The sequence below is a fragment of the Dactylosporangium sp. NPDC000555 genome, from assembly GCF_040300025.1.
GTDB lineage: Bacteria > Actinomycetota > Actinomycetes > Mycobacteriales > Micromonosporaceae > Dactylosporangium.
Map to the genome: position 1 here is coordinate 1 of NZ_JBEPDB010000114.1, position 22,496 is coordinate 22,496.

Here is a 22,496-nt window from a genome sequence, read left to right on the forward strand (position 1 = left end):
ACACCTTGTGTCTGGAGTTCTTACGTGTGTCTTCCGTTCTGCACCGCTTCGCTTCGCTCGCTTCGCCGGGGGCTTCGCCGCCCCGCGCCCCCCATGCCGCGCTTCGCGCGGCACTGCTTCGCTTCGCTCGCTTCGGCGGGGGCTTCGCCGCCCCGGCGGCCCCCTTGCCGCGGCTTGTGTGGCGGTGCTTCGCTTCGCTCGCTTCGGCGGGGGCTTCGCCACCCCGCGCCCCCCATGCCGCGCTTCGCGCGGCACCGCTTCGCTTCGCTCGCTACCCGTGGGTTCTGGTTCGTCGGATCGCGTCGGGCTCGCTGGGGTCTGACTGGTCGGTGCGGTCGTAGCGGTTCGCCTACTACCATGATCGTGCGGTTCGCATCCCGGGGTGCAGTCTGCTCGCAGTTGACCACGAACGCCCAGCCCGCCGCGCGCGTTCCAGTCATCGAACCGTCGTCGCTCGTGAACAGCCCCGCGCTCTTCGGGGGGTGTGTGGGCGGAGCCCCCCACCGGGGGAGCAGGCGCAGCCTGCAAGGTCTGGTGATTATGGTGACCAGAGACCTTTCCCTCGATCATGAAAGCTGGCCTGTGCTCGGGGCCGTGCCAGCGGACACGCAGAGCCACAACCCGATGACCATTGACAGGTCGCTGGTCGTGAACGTCCGTGAAGCGCGCCGTCTTCATGGGGGCCAGCGGCGTGTTCGGGCGCTCGCCGAGCCTGGAGCGTGGTTGCGGGTCGTCAGCGTTGGTGTCGATCCTCAGGTGGCCGGTCTGCCAGGGAGTACGCAAAGCCAGCGGAGCCCCCCTACCTGAGAGTGGGACGCTTGGACATCACCCGATCCGGTGCTCCGAGCAAATCGAAAAGGCCAATGCCCTGCCGCCGGCGAGGCTCTACGATCGCTGCTCGTATGCCCAGGTGCATGGGCTGCGATGTCGACACGGGGGTGGGTATGGACATCGATGGCATCACTCTGTCTGTGGTGATCCCGATGTACAACGAGGAAGCGGTGCTGCCCTTGCTGGCGGCGCGGCTGCGGCCGGTGCTCGACGGGCTCGGCGAGGCTTACGAGGTCGTCGCGGTCGACGACGGCAGCCGCGACTCCACGGCCGCGCAGCTGATGGGCATGCGCCGGCTCTGGCCCCAACTGCGCGTCATCCGGCTGCGCCGCAACGGTGGGCACCAGGCCGCCCTCACCGCCGGCCTCGCCCGTAGCGTCGGCGAGTACGTCGTCAGCCTCGACGCCGACCTGCAGGACCCGCCCGAGAAAATCCCCGAGATGCTCGCCCTGGCCCGCCGCGACGGGCTGGACATCGTGTACGGCGTGCGCGGCGATCGCAGCACCGACACCCGGTACAAACGCTGGACCGCCGGCATCTACTACAAGCTCATGCGACGGCTGATCGGCAAGAACGTAACCGCCGACGCCGGTGATTTCCGGCTGCTCAGTCGCCAGACCGTCAACGCCTTGCTTGAACTGCCCAACAGCGGCGGCCAGGTGCTGCGCCTGCTGGTGCCGTGGATCGGCTTCCCCAGCGGCCAGGTCGCCTACGTCCGCGAGGAACGCGCCGCCGGCCGCACCAAATACCCGCTGTCCAAGATGCTGCTGCTCACGCTGGACAGCGTCACCAGCTTCTCCGCGGCGCCGCTACGCCTGGCTACGATGCTTGGCCTGTGCAGCGTGATCCTTTGCGGCATCTTGCTGATCACGGGGCTATTCGCCTACGTCCTGCACTACACCGTCTCCGGCTGGGCATCGCTGTACATCTCGATCCTGTTCCTCGGTGCCGTGCAACTGCTGTGCCTCGGACTGCTCGGGGAGTACATCGGCCGCATCTACACCACGGTCCAGGGCCGCCCGACCTACTTCGTCGGCTACGACAGCGCCGACGAGACCGCCGACGAGCTGGTCGCCGTTCGGTAACCAACGTCGGGCAGGAGTTCGCAGAACGGCGCCGTAGGGCACGCGGCGCGAATTTCCGTCGCGCGACAAGCGGTGGAAGACAGCAACGGGGGATATTGCATTGGCTGTGCGCCGAAGCACTGAAGCGTCGACGTCCGAGGTGAACGAGGAGCCGTACCGGCCCCTCCCGATGCCGTTCGTGGTCGTCCTGGGAGCCGTGATCGCGCTGCTGGCCATCGTGGTGCGCGTTGAGTTGGTCGACTTCCAGAGCCGCGATTTCAAGAACTTCCTGATGCCGTGGTGGAACTTCATCACCAGCCACGGCGGCTACCGTTCGCTGCGGCACGACTTCGCGGACTACAACGTGCCGTACCTGTACATCCTCGTGGGGCTGTTCTACCTGGCACCGCATCACCCGCTGGCCGCGATCAAGGCGGTCTCGGTCGGCTTCGACGTCGCGCTCGCGGTCCTGACGTACCTGCTGGTGGCGTTCCGCCGCCCGGGTTACCGGCTGCCGGCCGTCGCCGCGCTGACGGTCCTGCTGCTGCCTACGGTGATCATGAACGGCTCGATATGGGCCCAATGCGACTCCATCTTCACCGCCTTCGCGCTCGCGGGGTTGTACTTCCTGGTGCGCCGGCGCCCCTGGCTAGCCTGCACGCTGTTCGGCGTGGCGTACGCCTTCAAGCAGCAGGCGCTGTTCCTCTTTCCGGTCCTGCTGGTCGTCGCGCTACGCCGCGAGCTGCCGTGGCGTGCGCTGCTGGCCATCCCGGCCGTCTTCCTGCTCTTGGACGTGCCTGCACTGATCATCGGCCGCCCGATCGGCGAGTTGCTCGGTATCTACAGCAGCCAGGCCGACGGTTATCAGCAACTGACCCTCAACGCGCCGTCGGTCTACCAGTTGCTGCCGGCCAACGTCGAGTCCAACGAGATCCGCAGCGCGGGTATCTTGTTCGCCGGCGCGGTGGTTCTGCTGATCGTCGCGGCCCTGGCCGCGACCCGGCAACGACTCACCCCACAGCGATTGATCCTGGCGGCCACCCTGTTCGCCGTCGCCGTGCCGTTCCTGCTGCCATCCATGCACGAGCGTTATTTCTACGTCGGTGACGTGCTGTCCGTCGTCGTCGCGTTCCAGTCGCCCCGCCGGCTGTGGTTCGTGCCGCTGCTGATCCAGTACGCGTCGGCCACCTCGTACGTACCGTTCCTGTTCGGCGGGCAGCCCGGACCGCTGCAGATCGCGGCGCTGGTCATGCTCGCGGTCGTGATCGTCCTGGCCGTCCAGCTCGCCCAGGAGCTCTACCCGGCCAAGCCTGCCGACGCATCGGCCCAACCCGGCCTCCTCGCGCCACCATCGGCGACGTCCGACCTGTCCACGCAGCGCACTCCCGACCCGAAGGTCGAAGAGCTTCCCGCATGACGGTGAACAGCTCGTGCGTCTGGCTTCGCGCGACGGCTCTGGTCGCGACGTGCACGGGTTGGACCTTGGGCTGACGTCGATGTGCTGTGGCGGAGGTTTGGCCTGAACGTTCTGAGGTCTTGGCCGTGATGAGGTGGCTGGCGGCGCGTGTCATACGTGTCATACGCTGGCGACGTGGCGGCGTTGCTGTGGCTGATGCCGGCGGTTGGTGAACCGGCGGCGAAGCTCACCGAGGTGAGCATCGCTGAGGTTGCCGAGGCGCTGGAGGCGCCGCAACAGGACCAGTTATGGGTCCGCGCCGACAAGGATGTGCTCGCGGTGTACTCGGTGACTGCGGAGCACCGAGCGATCGCTGTGCTGCTGGTTCGCGACGACGACTCGTTCGTCTGGCGGGTGGCACGGGCCAAGCCGACGAGCGGAGCCGAGTTCGAGACCTGGCTCGGGAGGAACAGCGATGGGTGAACTGCCGGACGCCGATTCGATGGTGCACGTGGACGATCAGGGTGCGCCGGTGATGCGTCCCGCCACGTTCCGCTTGCCGCCCTCGATGCTCGAATGGCTGGAGCAGGCCGCCGGCCGCGATCGTGAGGGCAAGTCGGGCATCGTCCGGCGGGCGCTGCAGGAGTACCGCGAACGCCACCACGAGCATGCGTCCTTCGGCGTGGGCGGGGTGGGAATCCCCGCCCACCATGATCGCCGGTGGAGGTCAGCCGGCGGCCAGGACCTCGCGTAGCCGCGCGGCGAACTCCTCGGGCTTGCCCGCGTAGCCGGCGTGGTCACCGAGGAAGCCGCCGTGGTGGCTCGGGAAGACCGTGACCTCCTGGCCGAGCAGGGCCGCGGTACCCACGGCCGTGCGCGCCGTGTACGTGTCCGTCGATTCCTCGCCGACCGCGATCGCGATACGGGTCGATGCTGCGGCGAGGAGGCCCGCGTCGGGGCGGTAGTCGGTGATCGCCCACGAGTTCTTCGACAACAGTGGATCGTTGCGGGTGCCGTCGTCGTCGGTCGGCATGCCGAACATCGCCGGGTCGGGCATGGGCTGGGCGAAGAACTCGTCGGTGAACTCGCCCTCCCAGGAGGTCATCGCGATGAACGCGGCCATGCCCGCGCCGAAGCCGTTCGCCTGGTACACCTCGTTGAAGGCGGCCCGGGCGCGCTCGGCGCCCGCGGCGTCGGGAAGCACGGCGTTGATCGGCGGCTCGTGTGCCACCAGCGTGACCACGTCGCCGGGATGGGTCGCGACCAGTTCGAGCGCGGTCACCCCACCCCCGCTGCTCGCGAAAATGTCGACCGGACCGGCGCCGAGCGCCTCGATCAGCAGGTGCAGGTCGGCCGCCTGCTGCTGCGGCGTGTTATCCGACCGGCCGTCAGTGCGGATGCTGCGGCCCAGGCCGCGTGGGTCGTACGTGACAACCGTGCGATCCGTGAAGAGGGCGGCGAGTGTGCCGAAGCCCTCCGCCGTCATCGGCTGGCCGATCATGAGCAGCGCGGGCAGGCCACCGGCCGGCGGGAGCGGTCCGCGGACGTCGTAGACCAGGTCAACGCCGGGCGCGGCAAGGATGTGCGTCTGAGTCGTCGCCATGAAGGTGAGACTACGGCCAGACGGGACGTGATGGGGTACACACGCGCGGAGAGGCGCCCTCGCATCGAGGGCGCCCGCTTCGCCTCATGTGCTACACCAGCGCCTTGACGGCCGAGTTCGCCACGGCCGGCTCCCGCGTCACGCGGTGGCGCCGGGTCGGCAGCCCGAACGTCGGGTTGGCGACGGCCCAGGCGGCGCCCTTGCAGATCAGCTCCTTGTAGACGGCGGCGAGCCGTCCGACCAGGACCGCCTGCCGGGCGCGGTCGTCGGCGGTGACGTACTGGATCAAGCCTTGCTTGCGGCCCAGTGAGATGCACTGGTTGAAGTAGCGGATGGGCACGTTGGGGAGCTTCCCGCCGCTCAGCCGGGCCGCGATCGCACCGGCGGCCTGAAACGCGGTCGGCGCTCCCGAGGCGCACGACATCCGCAGCGGCTTGTCCCCGGGGCCCATCACCATGGCCGCGTCGCCGACGGCGTACACGTCCGGGTGCGAGACCGAGCGCATGGTCCCGTCGACCACGATCTGGCCGGTGCCGGTGACCTCCAGGGCGGTCGACTTGGCGATCGGGTGGACCGCGAAGCCGGTGGTCCACACGGTGACCGCGGCCGGGATGGCCTTGCCGTCGGCGGTGGTGACGCGGTCGGCCTCGACGCCGGTGACGGCCGCGTGCTCGTGCACGGTGATCCCGAGCTTGCCGAAGATCTTCCGCAGGTGCTCGCGGCCCTTGGGCGAGAGCCAGTCGCCGAGGCCGCCACGGGCGGCGAGGGCGACGTCGAGGTCGGGGCGGGCCTCGGCGATCTCGGTAGCCGCCTCCAGGCCGGTGAGGCCGCCGCCGACGACGACCACGCTCTGCCCGGCGTCGAGGCGGGCCAGGCGCTCGCGCAGCCGGAGGGCTCCGGAGCGGCTCGCGATCTCATCGGCGTGCTCGGTGGTCCCGGGAACGTCCTGGGCGTTCCAGCCGCTGCCGAGGGCGTAGACGAGCGTGTCGTACGTGAGTTCTTCGGCGCCGTTCGCGTCGATGACGGCGACGGTCTTGCGATCGACGTCGACGCCGGTGACCTTCGCGAGCCTCAGTCCGACGCCGGTGCCCGCGAACATCTCGCGGAATGGCCGGGGCTTGAGGTCCTGGCCGGCTGCCAGCTGGTGCATGCGGACGCGTTCGACGAAGTCGGGCTCGGCGTTGACGAGGGTGATGGCGACCTCCTCGCGGCGGAGCCGCCTGGCGAGGCGCCCGGCGACGGTGGCACCGGCGTATCCGGCGCCGAGGACGATGATGCGGTGCTGCATGCTCTTGCTCCTGTCCTGTGCGGGTCTGCCACTCGAACCGGGCGGCTCGCCGTTTCCTGACAGGAACGCGATGTGAAGCACCTCACATCGGTCAGAAGGCGTTGAACAGGGGCTCCCCGTGGTCAGCGGTCGCCCAGTGCGCGGTCGCGCGTTCGAGCTTGTCGGGGTTGACCTGGTTGCGGAGCGCGGCGATGCCCTCGGCGGTGACCTCCAGGCACATGACGCCGACGACCCGGCCATCCACGACGGCGATGACGGCGGGGTCGCCGTTCGCGGTCCAGGCGTAGATCTCGGGGGTACCGCCGACGATGGCCCGCTTGGCCTCGCCGGGTTTGAGCAGACCCCAGATGAACTTCGCGACCGCGACGGCGCCCTCGAACGGCTTGACGCGGGCCGGGACCTTGCCGCCGCCGTCGCCGATCGCGATGGCGTTCTCGGTGAGCAGGCGCACGAGGGATTCGGTCCGGCCACTGGTGGCGGCCGCCAGGAACTCCTCGACGATCCGCCGGGTCGCGGCCTTGTCGATCTCGGTGCGGGTCTTGCCGTCCGCGACGTGCTTCTTGGCGCGGTGGAAGATCTGCTGGCTGGCGGCCTCGGTGATGTCGAGGATCTCGGCGATCTCCCGGTGCGGGTAGTCGAAGGCCGCCCGCAGCACGTACACTGCCCGCTCGCTGGGGGAGAGGCGCTCCATGAGCGTGAGGACCGCGTACGAGACCGATTCGCGCTGCTCGACGGTGTCGGCCGGGCCGAGCATCGGGTCTCCACCGAGCAGCGGCTCGGGAAGCCATTGGCCCACATAGGTCTCGCGGCGCGCCCGCGCGGAGGTGAGCTGGTTGAGGCACAGGTTGGTGAGGACCTTCGTCAGCCAGGCCTCGGGGACCTCGATGCGGTCGACGTCGACGGCCTGCCAGCGCAGGAACGTCTCCTGCACGGCGTCCTCGGCCTCCCCGGTGGAGCCGAGGAGGCGGTAGGCGATGGCCTCCAGGCGCGGCCTGGACGCCTCGAACCGCTCGACGTCGTTCGCGGTCAAGGGCATGGCCCGATGCTAGCCCGCGCGGAGCGGATCGGCCGCCGAGGCGATGAGGCCGTGCGAGCACGGTGAGCCCGGGCGACGTGGCCGGGAACCGCTGCTTCGCCGTGGGGGGAGCGGTTCCCGGCCACGTCGGCCGTTCGCGCGGTTACCAGCCGTCTGTGGTCCTGCCTGCCGAGGTGCGTATGCGTTTGGGTAGTTCGTCGGCCGGCTCGGCCCATGCGGCGGTGTCGTAGGGCTCGGTGGGCGTGGCGTACGTGGCGGGCCGCGCGGGTTCGGCGTCACGGTACGGAAGGCTCAGGCCGAGGCCCTCGGTGCCCAGCGGGCGGTCCGATGCCCGCGTTGTCTCGCCCGCCGCGTCATCGGGGCGCGGCCAGCGCCGCCAGCGCTGCATGCTGAAGGCCCCGACCAGCAGCAGCACGCCCAGCACCATCGTGGTGCCGGAGCGTAGCGGTGCCGCCAGGTCGATGTGCCGGCCGGCCACCCAGAGATCGTCGCTGAACAGGTTCATGGTCCGCGACGGGGCGACCAGCAACATCGCGTAGCTCAGCGTGTACCCGATGCCGATCACCATCGCCCCCAGTGGGGAGAGGCGGAGCGTGCCGAGGATGCCCAGCACCAGTCCGGCGGCGGCGAGCAGGAGCACCGGCCGTACAAAATCGCCGGGCTGCAGATCGGTCCCGTGGCCGGTGTCCGGGAACGCGCCGGTGGAACGAGCCTGCCCGAGCGCCAGCAGGACCCAGGCCAGCGGGGCGACGATGACCGCGACGATCAAGGTTCGAATGTACCGCATGCCGGGCGCCTACCGGGTTCCGGGCGCCGACGCGAGCCGGTCGCTTTCGGCCTGTGGCCGGACACTGTGTTCCGGTCGGGTGTTGGTGAGATTACTCAACGTCCGTCCTCCCCAGGTTTGTCTGGTTCATGTAGAGAAAGGAGCGTTTGAGTATCGCATACCGTCACACTTGTATCGATGGCTGGGGATTTGCTAAACCGAGGTCGGCATCGGGCCGCCGCGCCAGGCTACGGCGTCCGACAGCGCCGCGATCAGGTCTAGCTCGATGCCTTGCTGATCGGCGTACGCCCGATGCAGGTTCAGCACGATCCGCTCCGCGTCGGCCCACGCGGCGAACTCGCCCAGGTCGCACGCGCGGGCGGCCTCCAGCGGGGTCAGGCCGGCGGACAGGCCATCCGCTGCCGTGTCGACCACCAGCTCGTAGTACCGCCCGATTTTGTCGAAAGCCGCGGCGATCTCCTCGCCGGTCAGCAGCGGTCCGTGGCCGGGCACCACGTACGCCGGCTCAAGGGCGGTCATCCAGTGCAGCGCCCCCATGGCACCCGGAAGCGAGCCCATGAACACCAGCGGGGTCAGGCCGCTGAAGACGAGATCGCCGGTGAACAGGACCCGCTCGCCCGGCAGCCAGGCCACCAGGTCGCCCGTTGTGTGCGCCGGCCCGCCCGGGTGGAGCAGCTCGATTCTGGTGTCGCCCGCGTAGACCGTCAGGCGGTCACGCACCGCGACGTCAGGCAGGCGCCGCGTCACGTCGCCCCAGTCGGGCACCGGCTGCCAGAACGGCGGGCAACCGTCGATGATCGGGTCCGTGCGCAGCCCCTCGCGCATGTACCGGTGGGTGGTCATTCGGCCGGTCTCGGCCATGTCGTCAGCGCGCGGTCGATGGCCGCCAGGGCAGCGGCCCAGCTCTTGTCCAGGTTCTGGGCGGCGCGGAAGCCGCCGTCGGTCTCGATGTCGATGAAGCCGTGCACCGCGCTGTGCACGAAGCGGACGGCGTCGACGCCGACGGGGCCCGCCAGGGTGTAGCCGCGCAGGAGGGTCGCGCAGCCGGCGATGATGCGGGCCTGGGACGCGGCGCCTTCGGGGTCGCTCAGCGGGCGCTTCGTGGCGGCGTACCGGCCGGGGTGGGCGGTGGCCCAGGCGCGCAGCGTGCCGGCGTACGCCTCCAGGGCGGCGTGGCGGGTCAGGCCGCGCAGCGCGGCGTCGAGGAGGTCGGCCAACTCGTTCGTGGCCCGGGCGGCGACCGCGTCGAGGAGGTCGGCCATGCCGCGGACGTGCTCGTACAGGCTCGGGATCGCGACGCCGAGCCGCCGCGCGAGCGCCGTCATCGTCAGGTGCGCGATGCCCACCTCGTCGGCGAGCTCGAGCGCGGCGACGCACACCTGCGCGCGGGAGAGGCCGGCACGAACCATGCGTCCAGCCTATGAGGGCTCATCGCCGGCGGTGGCGGCGAGCCCGGGGCCCACCGGGGTTGATGCTTGTGTGATAGCCGACAGTGTCGCAGACTGGCCCGTCCGATCGCCTCGGTAGCGAGGGTCATCTACCGTGCATAGGCACACCTGAGGGAGCAGACGATGAGGCGATCGACTTCGGTGCCGCTGGGCCGAAGCTACCTCGCGCTGGCGGCGCTGGCCACGACCGGCGGCCTGGCCGCGTGCGGCCGCCAGCAGCAGACCTACTGCGCGGATCGGAACGGCGTGGTCGTCCCCGATGTCCGCTGTGAGGACGGCTCGCCCGGTCACTACTACTACACGGGCAGTTACGGGCGCGGCAGGTCGCCCGGCTACCGGCTCAGCGGCGGCAGCCGGGTCGCGTCGACCGACTCGGTCGGCCGGTCGAAGGCGGGCCTGCCCGCGACCGGGCACGTGAGCAACGGCCAGGTGACCTCCGGCGGCTTCGGCAGCAGCGGCCACGGAAGCTCGGGCAGCTGACGTGCGACGGATCGCCGACGGCGTCGTCCGGCCCGACTGGCGCGAGCAGCTCGCGACGCAGGGGATCGTCTACAACGACACGCCGGCCCCGGGCGGCGGCACCAGGTCGTACTGGCGCGAGGGGCCGTTCTACGACTTCACGTCCGCCGAGATCGACTCGCTGGCCGCGGACGCCGCGACCCTGTTCGAGATGTGCGTCGCGGCCGGCGACTTCGTCATCGACCACAACATGTTCCAGCTGCTGGGCATCCCCGAGTTCGCCTGGGACCAGATCAGGCGCACCTGGTGGGACGACGAGACCGAGCCCGGCGGCCGGTCCAAGGGCGACTACTCGCCGAGCGTCTACGGCCGCTTCGACCTGCGCTACGCCGGCGAGTACACGGGCCGCCCGCAGCTGCTGGAGTTCAACGCCGACACGCCCACGGCGCTGCCCGAGTCGGCGGTTTCCCAGTGGTACTGGCACCAGCAGACCGGCCAGGGCAAGGACCAGTGGAACGCGCTCCACGAGATGCTGGTCGAGGCGTGGCGGCGCAACATCACGCGGCTGCGCCAGGCCCGCACGCACCTGCTCGACCCGATGACGATCCACTTCGCCTGCGACCGGGAAGAGGACAGCGGCGAGGACCTGTTCAACACCGAGTACCTCATGGAGACGGCCCGCCAGGCGCTGGGCCCACTGGGGTACCGGACGAAGTTCCTCTGGATGGACCAGATCGGGGCCGGCGACGTCGCGGCGGGCGACCGCTTCTACGACCCCGACGGGCAGCACATCGACGTCATCTTCAAGCTGTACCCCTGGGAGTGGATGGTCCAGGAGCAGTTCGGCAAGCAGTGTTTCCGCGACATGAGCGACCCGCGCCGCGACTCCACGGTCTGGATCGAGCCGCCCTACAAGATGCTCTGGAGCAACAAGGGCCTGCTGCCAATCCTGTGGCACCTGTACGGCGACGACCCCGGCAAGCGCGACCTGCTCCTGCCGACGTACTTCGAGTCCGAACGCCCGGACTGGATGACGTCCTACGTGCGCAAGCCGCTGCTGGGCCGCGAGGGCGCCAACGTGTCCATCGTCGCCGACGGCGTCACCGTGGCCAGCACCCCCGGCGACTACGGCGGCCCGTTCGTGTGCCAGGCGTTCGCACCGCTGCCCGCCTACCCCGACCAGCGGGGCGGCGAATGGCATCCGGTGCTGGGGGTCTGGATGGTCGACGGCGAGCCGGCCGGCCTCGGCATCCGCGAGAGCGCCGGGCTCATCACCGACAACCTGAGCCATTTCGTCCCGCACACCATCGACCACAACGGCTGAGACTTTTTCTGTAGGAGTGACGGCATGAACGGTACCGCCGCCCTGATCGCGGTGCTCCAGGTGCTCATCGTGATCGTAGGCGTGGGCGGCGGATGGTGGCTGCTCAACGCCGCCACGTCGTTCGACGACCATGATGAGCTCTGGCGGCGGTCCAACTGGGGCTACCTCGTCCAGCGGATCGGCTTCGTCGCCGTGCAGGTCATCGGTGTGTCCAGCCTGATCGGGCACGAGCTGACCAAGTGGAGCTCGCTGGCCTGGGTCGGCGGCGGCATCGTGTGGGCGACGGTCCTGGCGATCCTCGGGTTCTGGATCACCGACTGGATGATCCTGCGCACCCGCGCCACCCCGCTCGGCGCGCTCAACGGCGTGCCGCTGTCGGTCGGCGTGGTCCGGCTCGGCTTCTACCTCGGCCTGGCGCTCGTCGTGCGGGCCACGTTCATCGGCCACGCGCCGGACCTGCGGACCTCGCTGCTGTCCACGCTCGTGTTCACCGTCGCCGGCGTCGCCGGCCTGGTGATCGCGTTCTACCTGCACGGTCTCGTGGCGCCCGGCAACCTGCGCACCGAGGTGGTGGCCGGCGGCGTGACCGAGGGCCTCGAATCCGCCGCCGTGCTCACCGCCGTCGGGCTGATCCTGCACGGCGCCATCGCCGGGGACTTCACCACCTGGGCGGAGAGCCTGGCCGGCTTCGGCATGGCCCTCGGCGTCGCCTACGTGGGGCTGTACGTGGCGCGGTACCTCATCGACTGGTTCGTTCTCACCGGCGGCTGCACGCTCAAGACGATCCATGCTCAGCAGCAGAAGGGCGCCGCCGCGCTGCTCGCCTTCCTGCTGGTGATGGTGGCGCTGCCGATCGGCGCCGTGGTCAACCTCTACGTCGAGTGACGCCGCGCGTCAGCGCACCTCGCAGGGCGCGCCGTTCACGGTGAAGGCCGTGGGCGGCGCGTCGCTGTCGTGCCAGGTGCCCGAGATATCGAACGTCGTGGTACCACCGGGGGAGACCACGGCGTTCCAGCCCTCGTCGCGGGCGGTGACGGCGGCGCCGGACTGGGCCGTGGCCGCGTTCCAGGCGCCGGTGACGCGCTGGTCGCCGCCGAAGGCGAAGGCGAGCGTCCAGCCGTTGATCGGCGCGGCCGCGATGTCGGCGATGGTGATCTGGCGGGGCGGGAGCGGATCGATGACGGGGCACTTCCCGCTACATTCGGTTTGTGACGGTGCTGACGACGCCGCGGCTGGTGCTGCGGGAGATGCGCGACGACGATCTGGACGACCTCGCGGCACTGCTCGGCGACCCCGGCGTGATGCGCTACTACCCGCGGCCGAAGACCCGCGAGGAGGCGCTCGAGTGGATCGGGCACAACCGCCGGCGGTACCGCGACGACGGCTTCGGGCTGTGGGTCATGCACCTGCGCGACGGCGGGGCGTTCGCGGGCGACTGCGGGCTGACGACGCAGCGCGTGGACGGCGTCGACGAGGTCGAGCTCGGCTACCACGTCACGCCCGGGCGCCAGCGCGCCGGGCTGGCCACCGAGGCCGCCGTGGCGTGCCGCGACCACGCGCGCGACGTCCTGGGCGTGGAGCGCGTCATCGCGATCATCCACCCGGACAACGTCGCCTCGCAGCGGGTGGCGCGGAAGGCCGGTCTGACGCTGGAGAAGCGCACCCGCGGCTACGGCGCCGGCGAGTTGGAGTTGCTGGTCTTCGCCGCCGCGCTCCGCCGAAGCGCCTGACCGCGCCCCGTTAGAGCCGAAGCACCAGGGCGTAGACGAGCGTCTCGACGAGCCAGGCCGCGTACAGCACGGCGGGAGCGACCGGCGGCACCGGCGCGGGCGGGAGGGACACGACGTCGCGGACGCGGTCCCGCGCCCGGGCCGCCGCCCGCTCCGCGGCCAGGCGCAGCGCCCCGGCCAGCTGCGCGCCCGTGCGCTCGTCGCCGGAGAGGGCGCGGGGCAGCCAGGCGTGCTCGCCGCGCGCGGTGACGACCAGGCCGGCGCCGTTCCGGTCGATCTCGACGGTGACCGCGCCGCGGCGGTCCGCGCGGACCGCGTGCACCTCCGACCAGACCAGCAGCCGCGCGCCGATGCTGCCCACGATGCTGATCCCGGCGCCGTTCCAGCTCACGCGCGGGCGCAGGAACATCCGCCAGCCCGAAACGCAGGCGATCGCGGTGATGGGGGCGGTGACGGCGGCCGCGGCCCAGTACGGCAGGGTCGGCAGCAGCCGCGACAGCACGACGAGGAACGGCAAGCAGGAGGCGACGACCGTGGCGTAGCCGGAGAACCGGTTGTGCCGGTGCGTGTGCACCGTCTCCGGGCCGGCCGAGACGTCCCCCGGGCGCAGCGCCATGATCTCCTCGGGGCGCAGCGGCAGCCGGGCCGCGTCGGGCACGGCGGGGAGGTCCGGGTCGCCGCCGGCCGGGCCACCGAAGACCGGGGAGAACCGGGCGCTGCGCGCCGGGCCGCGCGGCACCACGAACTCGCCGTCGACCGCCACCGCGCACCAGTGGCGCTGGGCGGGGACGCCGAAGAGCACGCCGGGGCGGATGTCCTGCGAGCTGTCGCGGGTCAGCGCGAAGAACTCCACGAGCGCCGGCTCGCCCGGCCGGGCGTCGGTGGCGTAGACGGCGACGCGGCCACCGAGCGCCCAGACGTACACCTCGGTCGCCGGCTGTTCGCCCGCGAACAGCGCCCGGGCGGCCGCGGCGCGCTCCCGAGCCCGGGCCAGGCAGGCCGCGGCGAGCCCGGCCAGCAGCACGGCGAGGCTCAGCCAGCCGCTGGTGTCGTAGGGCTCGCTGACCAGCTGGTAGAGCCCGTCCCCGGCCCCGTCCTCGGCCACGAGCACCGCGACGCGCCCGCCGACGGGGTGCTCGCTCGCCTCGGACACGGTGATCCGCGCGGTCGCGTCGCCGGGCAGCCGCACCTCGATGGAGTACTCGTCCGGGTGGGCGGTCACCTCCGCCGTGACCCGCCGCGCGCCGTCCAGCCGGGCGTCGGCGCGGGACTGCGACACCAGCGCCGCGGTGATCACCGCGAGAGCCGCGAGCAGCAGCGGTACCGCGAGCAGCCGCCACCCCCGCCCGTACCGCGGCAGGACCCGAGGCGCGGGCGGCGTGCGGTGCGACGTGGTGGCCGCCCACATCTCCGCGCCGCTGCCCAGGCCCGGCGGTGCGAGCCGGGCGGCCACGAACGCCAGCACCACGAGTCCCGCGTCCGCGCCGGTCAGCCACGCCGGCGAGGCGAGCGCCGAGTGCGCGACCTGCCACACCACGTCGGCGGCGAAGAATCCGGCGGCCAGCCACGCGGTGACCGGCAGCGACACGAACGCGACCACGGGCAGGGCCACGACCAGGCCGAGGAGCACGGCGTTGAGCGCGTCCGGGCCGCACGGGGCGGCGTCGCTGCACTCGATCGGCGGGTCGAACGCGACGTGCAGCGACAGGATCGCGATCGCGGCGACGGCCACGAGCAGCGGGCGGGCGCGGCGCCGGCGCGCGTGGCGCACGGTCCAGCCGAACACGTCGGCGGTGAGCAGCGGGGTCATTTGCGGCCATTCTCCCGACGCCCGCCCGGGCGTGTGCCCGCGGGGGTGTCCTATGAGTGCCTACGGCCCGCTCAGGACAAAACGGAGGCGGTGCCCGGCCGTCGGCCGGGCACCGCTTCGCGTTCGAGGATCGCCGATGTGAACGCCGGTCAACCGGTGTAGGCGGCGAAGATCTTCGAGAAGTCGTACGGCGACTGCGGGACGTTGGTGCACAGGTACAGCGCCCCGTTGCAGGCGTTGCGGTCGCGCGTCACCTCCCAGAAGGACAGCATGCCCAGGTGGTTGGTCTGCGCGAAGCTCACCAGCTGGCGGGCGTGGGCCTGGGTGTACGTGCCGCCGTCGTCGTTCTTACCGATCATCGGGGTGACACCGAGCATCCGCCAGACCTGGGCGTCGGTCTTCGCCGGGTACAGGCCCTTCAGCTGGGTGAACGTCGACTGGGCGGCCTGCACCGCGAAGTTGCCGTAGTCGCCGCTGGAGCGCTGGTAGTCCATCGCCATGATGTTGACCAGGTCCAGGTTGACGCCGGCGTCGCGCGCCGAGCGCACCACGTTGACGCCGTCGCTGGTCAGGCCCTCGGGCAGGACCGGCAGGGTGAGCGAGATCTTCAGGTTGGGGCGGGCGGCCTGCAGCAGGGCCAGGGCCTGCGAGCGGCGGGCGATCGTGGTCGGGTCGGCGACCGCGGCGCCCTCGATGTCCAGGTCGATGTACTTCAGGCTGTACGCGTCGACGACCGCCTGGTACTCGGCCGCGACCGAGGCCGCCGTGGAGCAGGCCTGGGCGAGCTCGATGCCGCTCGCGCCGCCGAAGGAGATCTTCACGTCGCCGCCGCGGGCGCGGATCGCGTCGATCTGGTCCTTCGCCCACGCGGCCCGCGGGTCGTACGCGTTGAACCACGAGGCCTTGCAGCCGGCGCTGTTGACGAACGCGAGCGTGAAGTTCTTGAGGTTGCCGCCGGTGGCCAGGTCGGTGAGGGCCGGCGTCGGCCAGGAGCCCATGTCGACATACGGCGCGACCGCGAGCGTGGTGCCGCCCCCGCCTCCGCCGCCCCCGCCCGCCTGGGTGGTCGCGCTGACCTGGTTGCTCGCGCCGGAGGAGTTGCCGGCCGAGTCGCGGGCCTTCACCGTGAAGGTGTAGGTCGTGGACGCGGAGAGGCCGGACACGGTACCGCTGGTGCCGGTCACCGACGTCGCGAGGGTGCCGCCCCGGTAGATGTCGTAGCCGGCGACCCCGACGTTGTCCGTCGAGGCGCCCCAGGAGAGGCTTACGCTGCTCGACGTCGTGCCGGTGACCTGCAGGTTCGACGGCACCGACGGGGCCTGGGTGTCGACGACGCCGGCGCAGGAGGCGCCGTTGAGCTTGCAGTTCGCGGGCTTGCCGGAGCCGCTCACCAGGAACCCGAAGCTCGTCGAGGCACCGGCGGTGAGGGTGCCGTTGTACGTCCGGTTGGTCGCCGTGACGTGCGTGCCGCTCTGGCTCATCAGGGCGTCCCAGTAGCTGCCGAGCGTCGAGCCGGACGGCAGGTCGAACTCGACCTTCCACGACGTGACGGTGGCGGCCGTCCCGTTCGCGATCGTGTACTTCGCCTGGTAGCCGGTGCCCCAGTCGTTGTCGTAGCTGAGCGTCGCGGTGAGCGAGCCGGCGGCCTGGGCCGGCGTGGCGATCGCCGCGATACCGCCGGTGGTCGCCAGGACCGCCACGGCGGCCAGGGCGAGCCGGAGTCGGGATGTCATCACTGCCTCCTGGGAGGGACAGGTGCTATTGATGGATAACGATAAGTAAACTTAAATGAAAGTCAATGGCGGCCCGATACGGCACGGTCTGTGCCGTCCCGCCGTGGCACCGGCTTTTCCGGCATCCGTACTGCGCGGACGCGAAGACCGCGCCGCCCGGTGTACGGCATGATGTGCCAATGGGGCGGCACGAACTCCGGCGGCGGACCGTATGCGTGGTCCGCGATCCCCGGCGTGCCGCGCGGGCGCCGTGGTGGCTGTGGCTGATCCCGCTGTGCGGGCTGGCGCTGTGGCCGCTCGCGTCGGCGACCGGCCTGCTCGTCGCGGCCGCGCTACTGCTCGCGGTGGCGGTCGTCGTGCGCCGCTGGGCCGGCGGCGGCATCCGGCTCACCGGCGGCGCGGCGCGCGACTGGCGTGACGCCGAGGCGCTGCTGGACGAGATCGCCCGGCGCTGGCCCTCGCTCGGCGCGATGGCGGAGCCCTCCGACATCCGCCCGACGCTGGAGCGCACCGCCTACCACCTGGCCAAGCTGATCGGCGCCCGGGCGCGGCTGGACGGCTACGCCGCCGAGCTGCGCCTGGCGCGCGCCGGGCTGCCGGCGGGGGAACTGCTCGACGAGGTCGACGAGCGGCACGAGGCCGCCGCCGAGCGCCTGCGCGACCTCGACGCGCAGTTCGCGGCCCGGATCGCGGCGCTGGGCCGGCTCGTCGCGTCGCTGCGCGCGCACGACCGGCGGGAACGGGTCCGCGGTCTGCTCGCCGTGCCGGTGCCGGCCGCCGATCCGGGTCCGGACCCGCTCGCCGAGGTCGAGGGGCGCACGGCCGTGGTCCTCGAGGCCTACCGGGAACTGTCCGAGTTGCGACCGTCACGGTCCGAAACACGATCGTAGGGGCTCGCCCGGCGGAACTACGATGAGGCCATGCCATCGGCCTACGGGCTCGGGATCGACTTCGGTACATCGAACACGGTAGCCCTGATGCGCTGGCCCGATGGCCGGGTCAGGCCGCTGCTGTTCGACGCCAACCCGTTGCTCCCGTCCGCCGTCTTCGCCCCGACCAAGCCGGGCCCGGCCTCGCCCGCGCCCCCGGACGGCGGCCCCGTGCCCAGAGCCACGGCCCCGGACGGCTCCGCGGCCGTCCCGGGTGTCACGGGTGGCGATGTCGCCGGCGGGATCCTGGGCGACCTCGTCGTCGGCGGCGACGCGCTGCACCACGCGCGGTTCGATCCCGCGGGGCTCGAGCCCAACCCGAAGCAGCACATCGACGAACGCGCCATCCTGCTCGGCGCCCGCGAGGTGTCGGTCACCGACCTGATCGCGGCGGTGCTGCGGCACGTGTTCGCGGAGGCCCGGCGGGTCGCCGGGTCCGACGACTTCGCCGTGGCGCTGGCCCATCCGGCCGGGTGGGGCACGGCCCGCCGCGCCGTGCTCGGCGAGGCCGCCCGCCGGGCCGGGCTCGGCGCCGCGCTGCTCGTGCCCGAGCCGGTCGCCGCCGCGCACGCCTTCACCGCCGTCCTCGGCCAGCAGGTGCCGACCGGCAAGGCACTCGTCGTGTACGACCTGGGCGCCGGCACCTTCGACGCGAGCGTGGTCGTGCGCCGGCCGGCCGGCTTCGAGGCGGTCGCGGTCGACGGGCTCACCGACGTGGGCGGCCTCGACATCGACGCGACGATCGTGCGGTGGCTCGGCGAGCGGTATTCGCCCGTCGACCCGCAGCTGTGGACCCGGCTCGCCGACGCGCAGGATCCCGAGTCGCTGCGGCACCGGCGGATGCTCTGGCATGACGCCCGGGTGGCCAAGGAGATGCTCTCCCGGGCCCCGGCGGTGGTGCTACAGATGCCACCGCCGCTCAACGTCGACGCGCAGCTGACGCGCGACGAGTTCGAGGCCGCGGCCAAGCCGCTGATCGAGCGCACGGTCTTCACCACGGCCGCGCTGATCCGCCAGGCCGGCATCGCCCCGGACGACGTCGCCGGCGTCCTGCTGGTCGGCGGAGGTAGCCGCATCCCGCTGGTGGCGACGATGCTGCACCGGTCGCTCGGCATCGCGCCGACGATCACCGAGCAGCCGGAGATCGTCGTGGCGGAGGGGTGCCTGCTGACCCTCTCGGCCGCGCCGTCCGGTTCCGGCGCGGGCGCCGCTGACGGCCCGCTGTGGCCCGCGGCCGCGGCGGCCGCCGCCCCGTATGCCTCGGTCGCCGGCGCGCCGGGCCCGGCATCGTCCGCCGCGCCGCCTTCGACGCCCGCCGCCAACCCCTCGATGTCGGACCCGGTCGCGGCCGCAAACGCGAGTCCGGCCGGCGCGGGCCCGGTGAGTGCGCAGCCCTTCAGCGCGCAGCCGGTGAGCGATTCGGGGCCGGCGTGGCCCGTGAGCGCCGCGCCCGTCAGTGGGCAGCCCGCGCCCGGGTCCGTTTCGTCACCTCCCGCCGGGTTTGCCGGGGTGTCCGTGCCGGGGTCGGTTTCGTCGCCGCCCGCGGGGTTTGCCGGATCGCCCGTGCCGGGGTCCGTTTCGTCGCCGCCGGGCGGATTTGCCGGTTCCGTGCCGCCGGGCGGGTTTGCCGGGTCGTCCGTTTCGTCGCCGCCTGCCGGGTTTGCCGGTTCGCCCGCGGGGCCGGGCTCTGCGGCGCCGATCGCGCCGGCGTCCGGGCCGAAGGCGACCTCGGGGGGTGAGCGGGGGCGGGGCACGGTGTACCAGACCGGGCAGTTCCTGACCGTCACGCCGCCGCCCTCGGTGCCTCGATACGTGCCGCCGCCGTCCGTGGCCTCCGCGCCGGTGTCGCCGGGGCCGGCGAGCCGGGTCATTCCCGTGTACGACGACAACGCCGCCGGGCGGTCCTACGGCTCGGTCCGGCCGCACAGCCCGGCGGCCGAGCCCGTCGCCGCCGGGCCGGGCAAGGCGCGGCGCGGGCGGGGGAACTGGCTCAACGCGCTGCTGGTCGTCATCGCGCTGGTCGCCGTGGCGGGCGCCGGGACCACGGTGTACCTGGTCCAGCACGACAAACCGAAGACCACGAGCCAGACGCCGCCGGACGCCGCGACGGGCGCGGGGGCAAACCCGACCGGCGCGGGCGCCGGGCAGGTCGGGGGCGACACGACCACGAACACCAACACCAACACGACTACCACCACGACCGCGGCGACCCATGCACCGCCGACCACGGCCGCGCGCACCGAGACGATCACGATGCCCGAGCTCACCGGGCTGTACGTCGACTATGCCAAGGAGAAGCTGCGCGACAGCGGCTTCACCGGGACGATCAAGACCCAGCAGCGGCCGGCCGACGATCCGGACCAGGTCGGGCACGTGCTCGCGCAGGATCCGAAGGCCCAGAAGCAGGTCGTGAAGAACGGCACGGTCACGCTCGTCGTGGGCAGCGAGCCGAAGGCGTCGCCCAGCGCGTCGCCGAGCTGCCCGCCGTCGACCTGCCCGCGCCCGACGTCGACCTGACGCGAGCACCGGCGGCTGATGACCGTTTGCGACCGAGGGGGTTTTCCCTCGGTACCCCTGGAAATCAGGCAACCAAGACCGCTCTTGTGGGAGGTTGTCATGCGATTGTCGATGCTTGCGGTCGTGGCGTTGAGCGGGATGGCCCTCGGGGGTGTGCCGGCCACCGCGGCGCCAACCGGACTTTCGCCGCAGGACTCCGCGTTCGTCACGGCGGCCGGGTACGGCGGCAACTTCGAGGTCGCCGGCGGGAAGCTGGCGCAGGCCCGGGCCGCCTCCGCCGGCGTCAAGGCGTTCGGGGCGCGGATGGTCACCGACCACACCCGGGCCGGGAACAAACTCGCCGCGCTGGCCGGGCAGAACGGCGCCACTGTGCCGGACGGCACCAGCCCGGCGCGGCAGAACATCCTCGGCGTCTGGTCGCGGCTCGACGGGAAGGCGTTCGACTGCTCGTACGTGCCGGCCGCGTACCTCGACCACGTCGGCGCCATCGGGTTGTTCGAGGAGGAGGCCGCGCACGGCACCAACCCCGACCTGGTCCGCTTCGCCAAGGACACGCTGCCGACCCTGCGGGAGCACCAGCAGATGATCTCCACGGTGCTGGCCAAGCCGGGCTGCCCATGACGGGAAGGGCCCGCCCCGTGGGAGGAGGCGGGCCCTTGCCGGTGTGGAGGGAACGGGGTTGGTCGCGGTGACGCTTACGGCAGGACGTAGTTCTCGTTGAGGGCGGCGCCGCGGTCCGGCTTGTACAGGTCGAAGCCGCGCGGGTCGCACTGCAGGCCACCGTTGATGCAGTGGTCCGAGAGGGCCTTCAGGGTCGGGGCGTCCCACGCGTTGTAGACGTCGTAGTGGAACGAGTAGCCGCGGCCGCTGGAGAAGTGGACGTTGCTCATGTCGCCGCTGACCGGCCAGGCCATCTTGAACTCGATCATCGGCACGGCCACCGGGTGGTCCTGCGGGCAGACGCCCACGACCGGGTAGGCCATGTGCGACTTGTGGTCCGGCGTGTCCAGGTGCAGGCCGTCCCAGCAACTGGGGGCCTGGAACCGGACGTTGAGCTGGCTACCGGCCACGCAGTTGGCGGGGATGTCCCACTGCTTGGTGATGTCGCCGCACTCGAAGCCCTCGACGGCGCCGGGGTGGTTCTTGAACTCGTCCAGCGTGGAGGACGGGCTGCCGACGACGTAGCGCAGGCCGGCCGGGAACGGGCGGACGCTGCGGTAGTCGATGACGCCGCTCTTGTAGTAGATGACCTGGCGGCCGATCGGCTGCACGGCCTGGTCGCCGTTGAGCAGAGTGGGCATCCAGTACGCGCTCTTGTCGCCCGGCGTGATGCACGCGGTGCCGCCGGCCTGCAGCGACGCCAGGGTCGTGTTGGCGTTGGTGGTGGTGTTGCCCATGAAGGTGTGCGAGTGTGACGCGCCCGGCAGGCCGAAGAACACGATCGGGTCGTCGGGCAGGTTGCTGCGGCTCACCGAGCAGTTGGCCTGGAACTCGTGGTGGGTCGCTGGCGGGTTGGTCGGCGGCGGCGTCGCGGTCGACGGGACGACGCCGGTGACCGGCGGGTTGGCCATCACGTACCCGGGGCCGTTGGAGGCCGGCGGCGTGCCGTTGAGCGTGCCGTAGACCTTGAACTCGTACAGCGAGTAGCCGTAGGTGTTGGCGCGCTGGGTGCCGTACATGCGCACGTACCGCCCGCTGCCGCTGACGTTGAGGGTCTGCGTGCCGCCGGTGCCGGTGGTCGTGCTGTAGATGCTGGTCCAGGCGTTGCCGTCGGGCGAGGTTTGGATCTGGAAGGCCGTCGCGTAGGCGGTCTCCCACTGCAGCACGACCCGGGAGATGGTGGCGGTGGATCCCAGGTCGACCCGCAGCCACTGCGGGTCGCTCCACTGGCTGCTCCAGCGGGTCGCGCTGTTGCCGTCGAAGGCGGCCGTGGCCGGCGTCTCGCCGAGCTCGGTCGAGGACGCGAGCGCCGGCCGGCCCTGCGACAGCAGCGTGGCGTCGGCGGCGTTGGCCGCGGTGAGCTGGATCGCGCCGACGACCATCGACGCGACGACCGCGGTGGTGATCCCGACCGGGATCACGATTCTTCTGAGCCGTCTTGTTCTCAATGCAGCTCCCAGGGGTGTGGGCGGGTGCCGTTCGCCGGTGGCGGTCCGGCGGGAACGCGCTCGGAGAGCGCTCTCCAAATGGTGCGCCCGACCGCCCGGTCCGTCAATACACAGCGCGTGCCGGAGTGGTTGAAACAGGGTTATTCGGGCGGAGGACAAGCAAAAACAGGGTGCGGATGGAGAGCGCTCTCCATCCGCGGCGCCGGGTCCGATGGCGGCCGACCGTCGACCGGACCCCGTGGCCGGGCCGGGCGCACGGACGAGCCGTACGGCAAGGTCGCGCTGGTCACCGGCGGCGGACGGGACGACGGCGCCGCGGCGCGCGGGCCCTGGCGGCGCACAGCGCGGCAGGTGACCGGCGGCGGACGAGGCGACGGCGCCGCTGGCGGGCGGGCCCTGGCGGCGCACGGCGTGGCAGGTGACCGGGATGACG

General features: G+C 71.7%; 21 protein-coding genes. 11 read left to right on the forward strand and 10 right to left on the reverse strand.

Features of this window, described 5'->3' with window-relative positions:
* The first annotated feature begins 944 nt into the window (after window positions 1-944).
* The 4 genes from ABT297_RS39085 (at window position 945) to ABT297_RS39100 (ending at window position 4,045) form a co-directional block, all read left to right on the forward strand.
* A complete protein-coding gene (locus tag ABT297_RS39085) occupies window positions 945-1,916 on the forward strand; it encodes a glycosyltransferase family 2 protein (RefSeq protein ID WP_350557806.1) in 972 nt (323 codons plus the stop codon).
* Between the two features lie 106 nt (window positions 1,917-2,022).
* On the forward strand, window positions 2,023-3,312 hold the full coding sequence (locus ABT297_RS39090) for a putative hexosyltransferase (RefSeq protein ID WP_350557808.1): 1,290 nt from the start codon (window positions 2,023-2,025) through the stop codon (window positions 3,310-3,312).
* Between the two features lie 174 nt (window positions 3,313-3,486).
* Window positions 3,487-3,774, forward strand: coding sequence for a hypothetical protein (locus ABT297_RS39095; RefSeq protein WP_350557810.1), 288 nt, complete (start codon window positions 3,487-3,489; stop codon window positions 3,772-3,774).
* The gene (locus tag ABT297_RS39100) at window positions 3,767-4,045 is read left to right on the forward strand and encodes a hypothetical protein (protein ID WP_350557812.1); all 279 of its coding nucleotides are present in this window, start codon (window positions 3,767-3,769) and stop codon (window positions 4,043-4,045) included. Before ABT297_RS39095 ends, ABT297_RS39100 begins: the two co-directional genes overlap by 8 nt.
* Here the strand turns inward: ABT297_RS39100 and ABT297_RS39105 are convergent.
* The 6 genes from ABT297_RS39105 to ABT297_RS39130 form a co-directional block, all read right to left on the reverse strand.
* A complete protein-coding gene (locus tag ABT297_RS39105; RefSeq protein WP_350557814.1) occupies window positions 4,019-4,894 on the reverse strand; it encodes an alpha/beta fold hydrolase in 876 nt (291 codons plus the stop codon). The two genes, ABT297_RS39100 and ABT297_RS39105, sit on opposite strands and share 27 nt — an antisense overlap.
* 91 nt (window positions 4,895-4,985) lie before the next feature.
* Complete coding sequence (locus ABT297_RS39110) at window positions 4,986-6,182, reverse strand: NAD(P)/FAD-dependent oxidoreductase (protein ID WP_350557816.1); 1,197 nt, start codon at window positions 6,180-6,182, stop codon at window positions 4,986-4,988.
* Window positions 6,183-6,273: 91 nt separating this feature from the next.
* On the reverse strand, window positions 6,274-7,218 hold the full coding sequence (locus ABT297_RS39115) for an RNA polymerase sigma-70 factor (RefSeq protein ID WP_350557818.1): 945 nt from the start codon (window positions 7,216-7,218) through the stop codon (window positions 6,274-6,276).
* 142 nt (window positions 7,219-7,360) lie between these two features.
* A complete protein-coding gene (locus ABT297_RS39120; protein WP_350557820.1) occupies window positions 7,361-7,987 on the reverse strand; it encodes a hypothetical protein in 627 nt (208 codons plus the stop codon).
* Between the two features lie 210 nt (window positions 7,988-8,197).
* A complete protein-coding gene (locus ABT297_RS39125; RefSeq protein ID WP_350557822.1) occupies window positions 8,198-8,848 on the reverse strand; it encodes an MBL fold metallo-hydrolase in 651 nt (216 codons plus the stop codon).
* Complete coding sequence (locus ABT297_RS39130; protein WP_350557824.1) at window positions 8,845-9,414, reverse strand: TetR/AcrR family transcriptional regulator; 570 nt, start codon at window positions 9,412-9,414, stop codon at window positions 8,845-8,847. The genes ABT297_RS39125 and ABT297_RS39130 overlap by 4 nt, the downstream gene beginning before the upstream one ends.
* 162 nt (window positions 9,415-9,576) lie before the next feature.
* On the opposite strand from ABT297_RS39130, the gene ABT297_RS39135 reads away from it, so the two are divergent.
* The 3 genes from ABT297_RS39135 to ABT297_RS39145 are packed head-to-tail and all read left to right on the forward strand — an operon-like array spanning window position 9,577 to window position 12,121.
* Window positions 9,577-9,933, forward strand: a complete 357-nt coding sequence (locus tag ABT297_RS39135; protein WP_350557826.1) for a hypothetical protein — start codon at window positions 9,577-9,579, stop codon at window positions 9,931-9,933.
* A gap of 1 nt (window position 9,934) precedes the next feature.
* The gene (locus tag ABT297_RS39140) at window positions 9,935-11,236 is read left to right on the forward strand and encodes a glutathionylspermidine synthase family protein (RefSeq protein WP_350557828.1); all 1,302 of its coding nucleotides are present in this window, start codon (window positions 9,935-9,937) and stop codon (window positions 11,234-11,236) included.
* A gap of 24 nt (window positions 11,237-11,260) precedes the next feature.
* Window positions 11,261-12,121, forward strand: a complete 861-nt coding sequence (locus ABT297_RS39145; protein ID WP_350557830.1) for a DUF350 domain-containing protein — start codon at window positions 11,261-11,263, stop codon at window positions 12,119-12,121.
* 9 nt (window positions 12,122-12,130) lie between these two features.
* Here ABT297_RS39145 and ABT297_RS39150 read toward each other — a convergent pair whose 3' ends face one another.
* A complete protein-coding gene (locus tag ABT297_RS39150; RefSeq protein ID WP_350557832.1) occupies window positions 12,131-12,517 on the reverse strand; it encodes a cellulose binding domain-containing protein in 387 nt (128 codons plus the stop codon).
* On the opposite strand from ABT297_RS39150, the gene ABT297_RS39155 reads away from it, so the two are divergent.
* On the forward strand, window positions 12,445-12,966 hold the full coding sequence (locus tag ABT297_RS39155) for a GNAT family N-acetyltransferase (protein ID WP_350557834.1): 522 nt from the start codon (window positions 12,445-12,447) through the stop codon (window positions 12,964-12,966). The genes ABT297_RS39150 and ABT297_RS39155 overlap by 73 nt on opposite strands.
* Window positions 12,967-12,976: 10 nt before the next feature.
* On the opposite strand, the gene ABT297_RS39160 is transcribed toward ABT297_RS39155, so the two are convergent.
* Window positions 12,977-14,776 (reverse strand): hypothetical protein, encoded by a 1,800-nt coding sequence (locus ABT297_RS39160; protein ID WP_350557836.1) that lies wholly within the window; start codon window positions 14,774-14,776, stop codon window positions 12,977-12,979.
* 149 nt (window positions 14,777-14,925) lie between these two features.
* A complete protein-coding gene (locus tag ABT297_RS39165) occupies window positions 14,926-16,509 on the reverse strand; it encodes a cellulose binding domain-containing protein (RefSeq protein ID WP_350557838.1) in 1,584 nt (527 codons plus the stop codon).
* A gap of 215 nt (window positions 16,510-16,724) precedes the next feature.
* Here ABT297_RS39165 and ABT297_RS39170 point away from each other — a divergent pair, with 215 nt between their 5' ends.
* The 3 genes from ABT297_RS39170 (at window position 16,725) to ABT297_RS39180 (ending at window position 20,576) form a co-directional block, all read left to right on the forward strand.
* A complete protein-coding gene (locus ABT297_RS39170; protein WP_350557840.1) occupies window positions 16,725-17,399 on the forward strand; it encodes a hypothetical protein in 675 nt (224 codons plus the stop codon).
* A gap of 30 nt (window positions 17,400-17,429) precedes the next feature.
* Window positions 17,430-19,955 (forward strand): Hsp70 family protein, encoded by a 2,526-nt coding sequence (locus ABT297_RS39175; RefSeq protein ID WP_350557842.1) that lies wholly within the window; start codon window positions 17,430-17,432, stop codon window positions 19,953-19,955.
* 99 nt (window positions 19,956-20,054) lie between these two features.
* A complete protein-coding gene (locus tag ABT297_RS39180; RefSeq protein WP_350557844.1) occupies window positions 20,055-20,576 on the forward strand; it encodes a DUF4142 domain-containing protein in 522 nt (173 codons plus the stop codon).
* Window positions 20,577-20,650: 74 nt separating this feature from the next.
* Here ABT297_RS39180 and ABT297_RS39185 read toward each other — a convergent pair whose 3' ends face one another.
* Window positions 20,651-22,063 (reverse strand): DUF1996 domain-containing protein, encoded by a 1,413-nt coding sequence (locus ABT297_RS39185; RefSeq protein WP_502885715.1) that lies wholly within the window; start codon window positions 22,061-22,063, stop codon window positions 20,651-20,653.
* Between the last annotated feature and the right edge of the window lie 433 nt (window positions 22,064-22,496).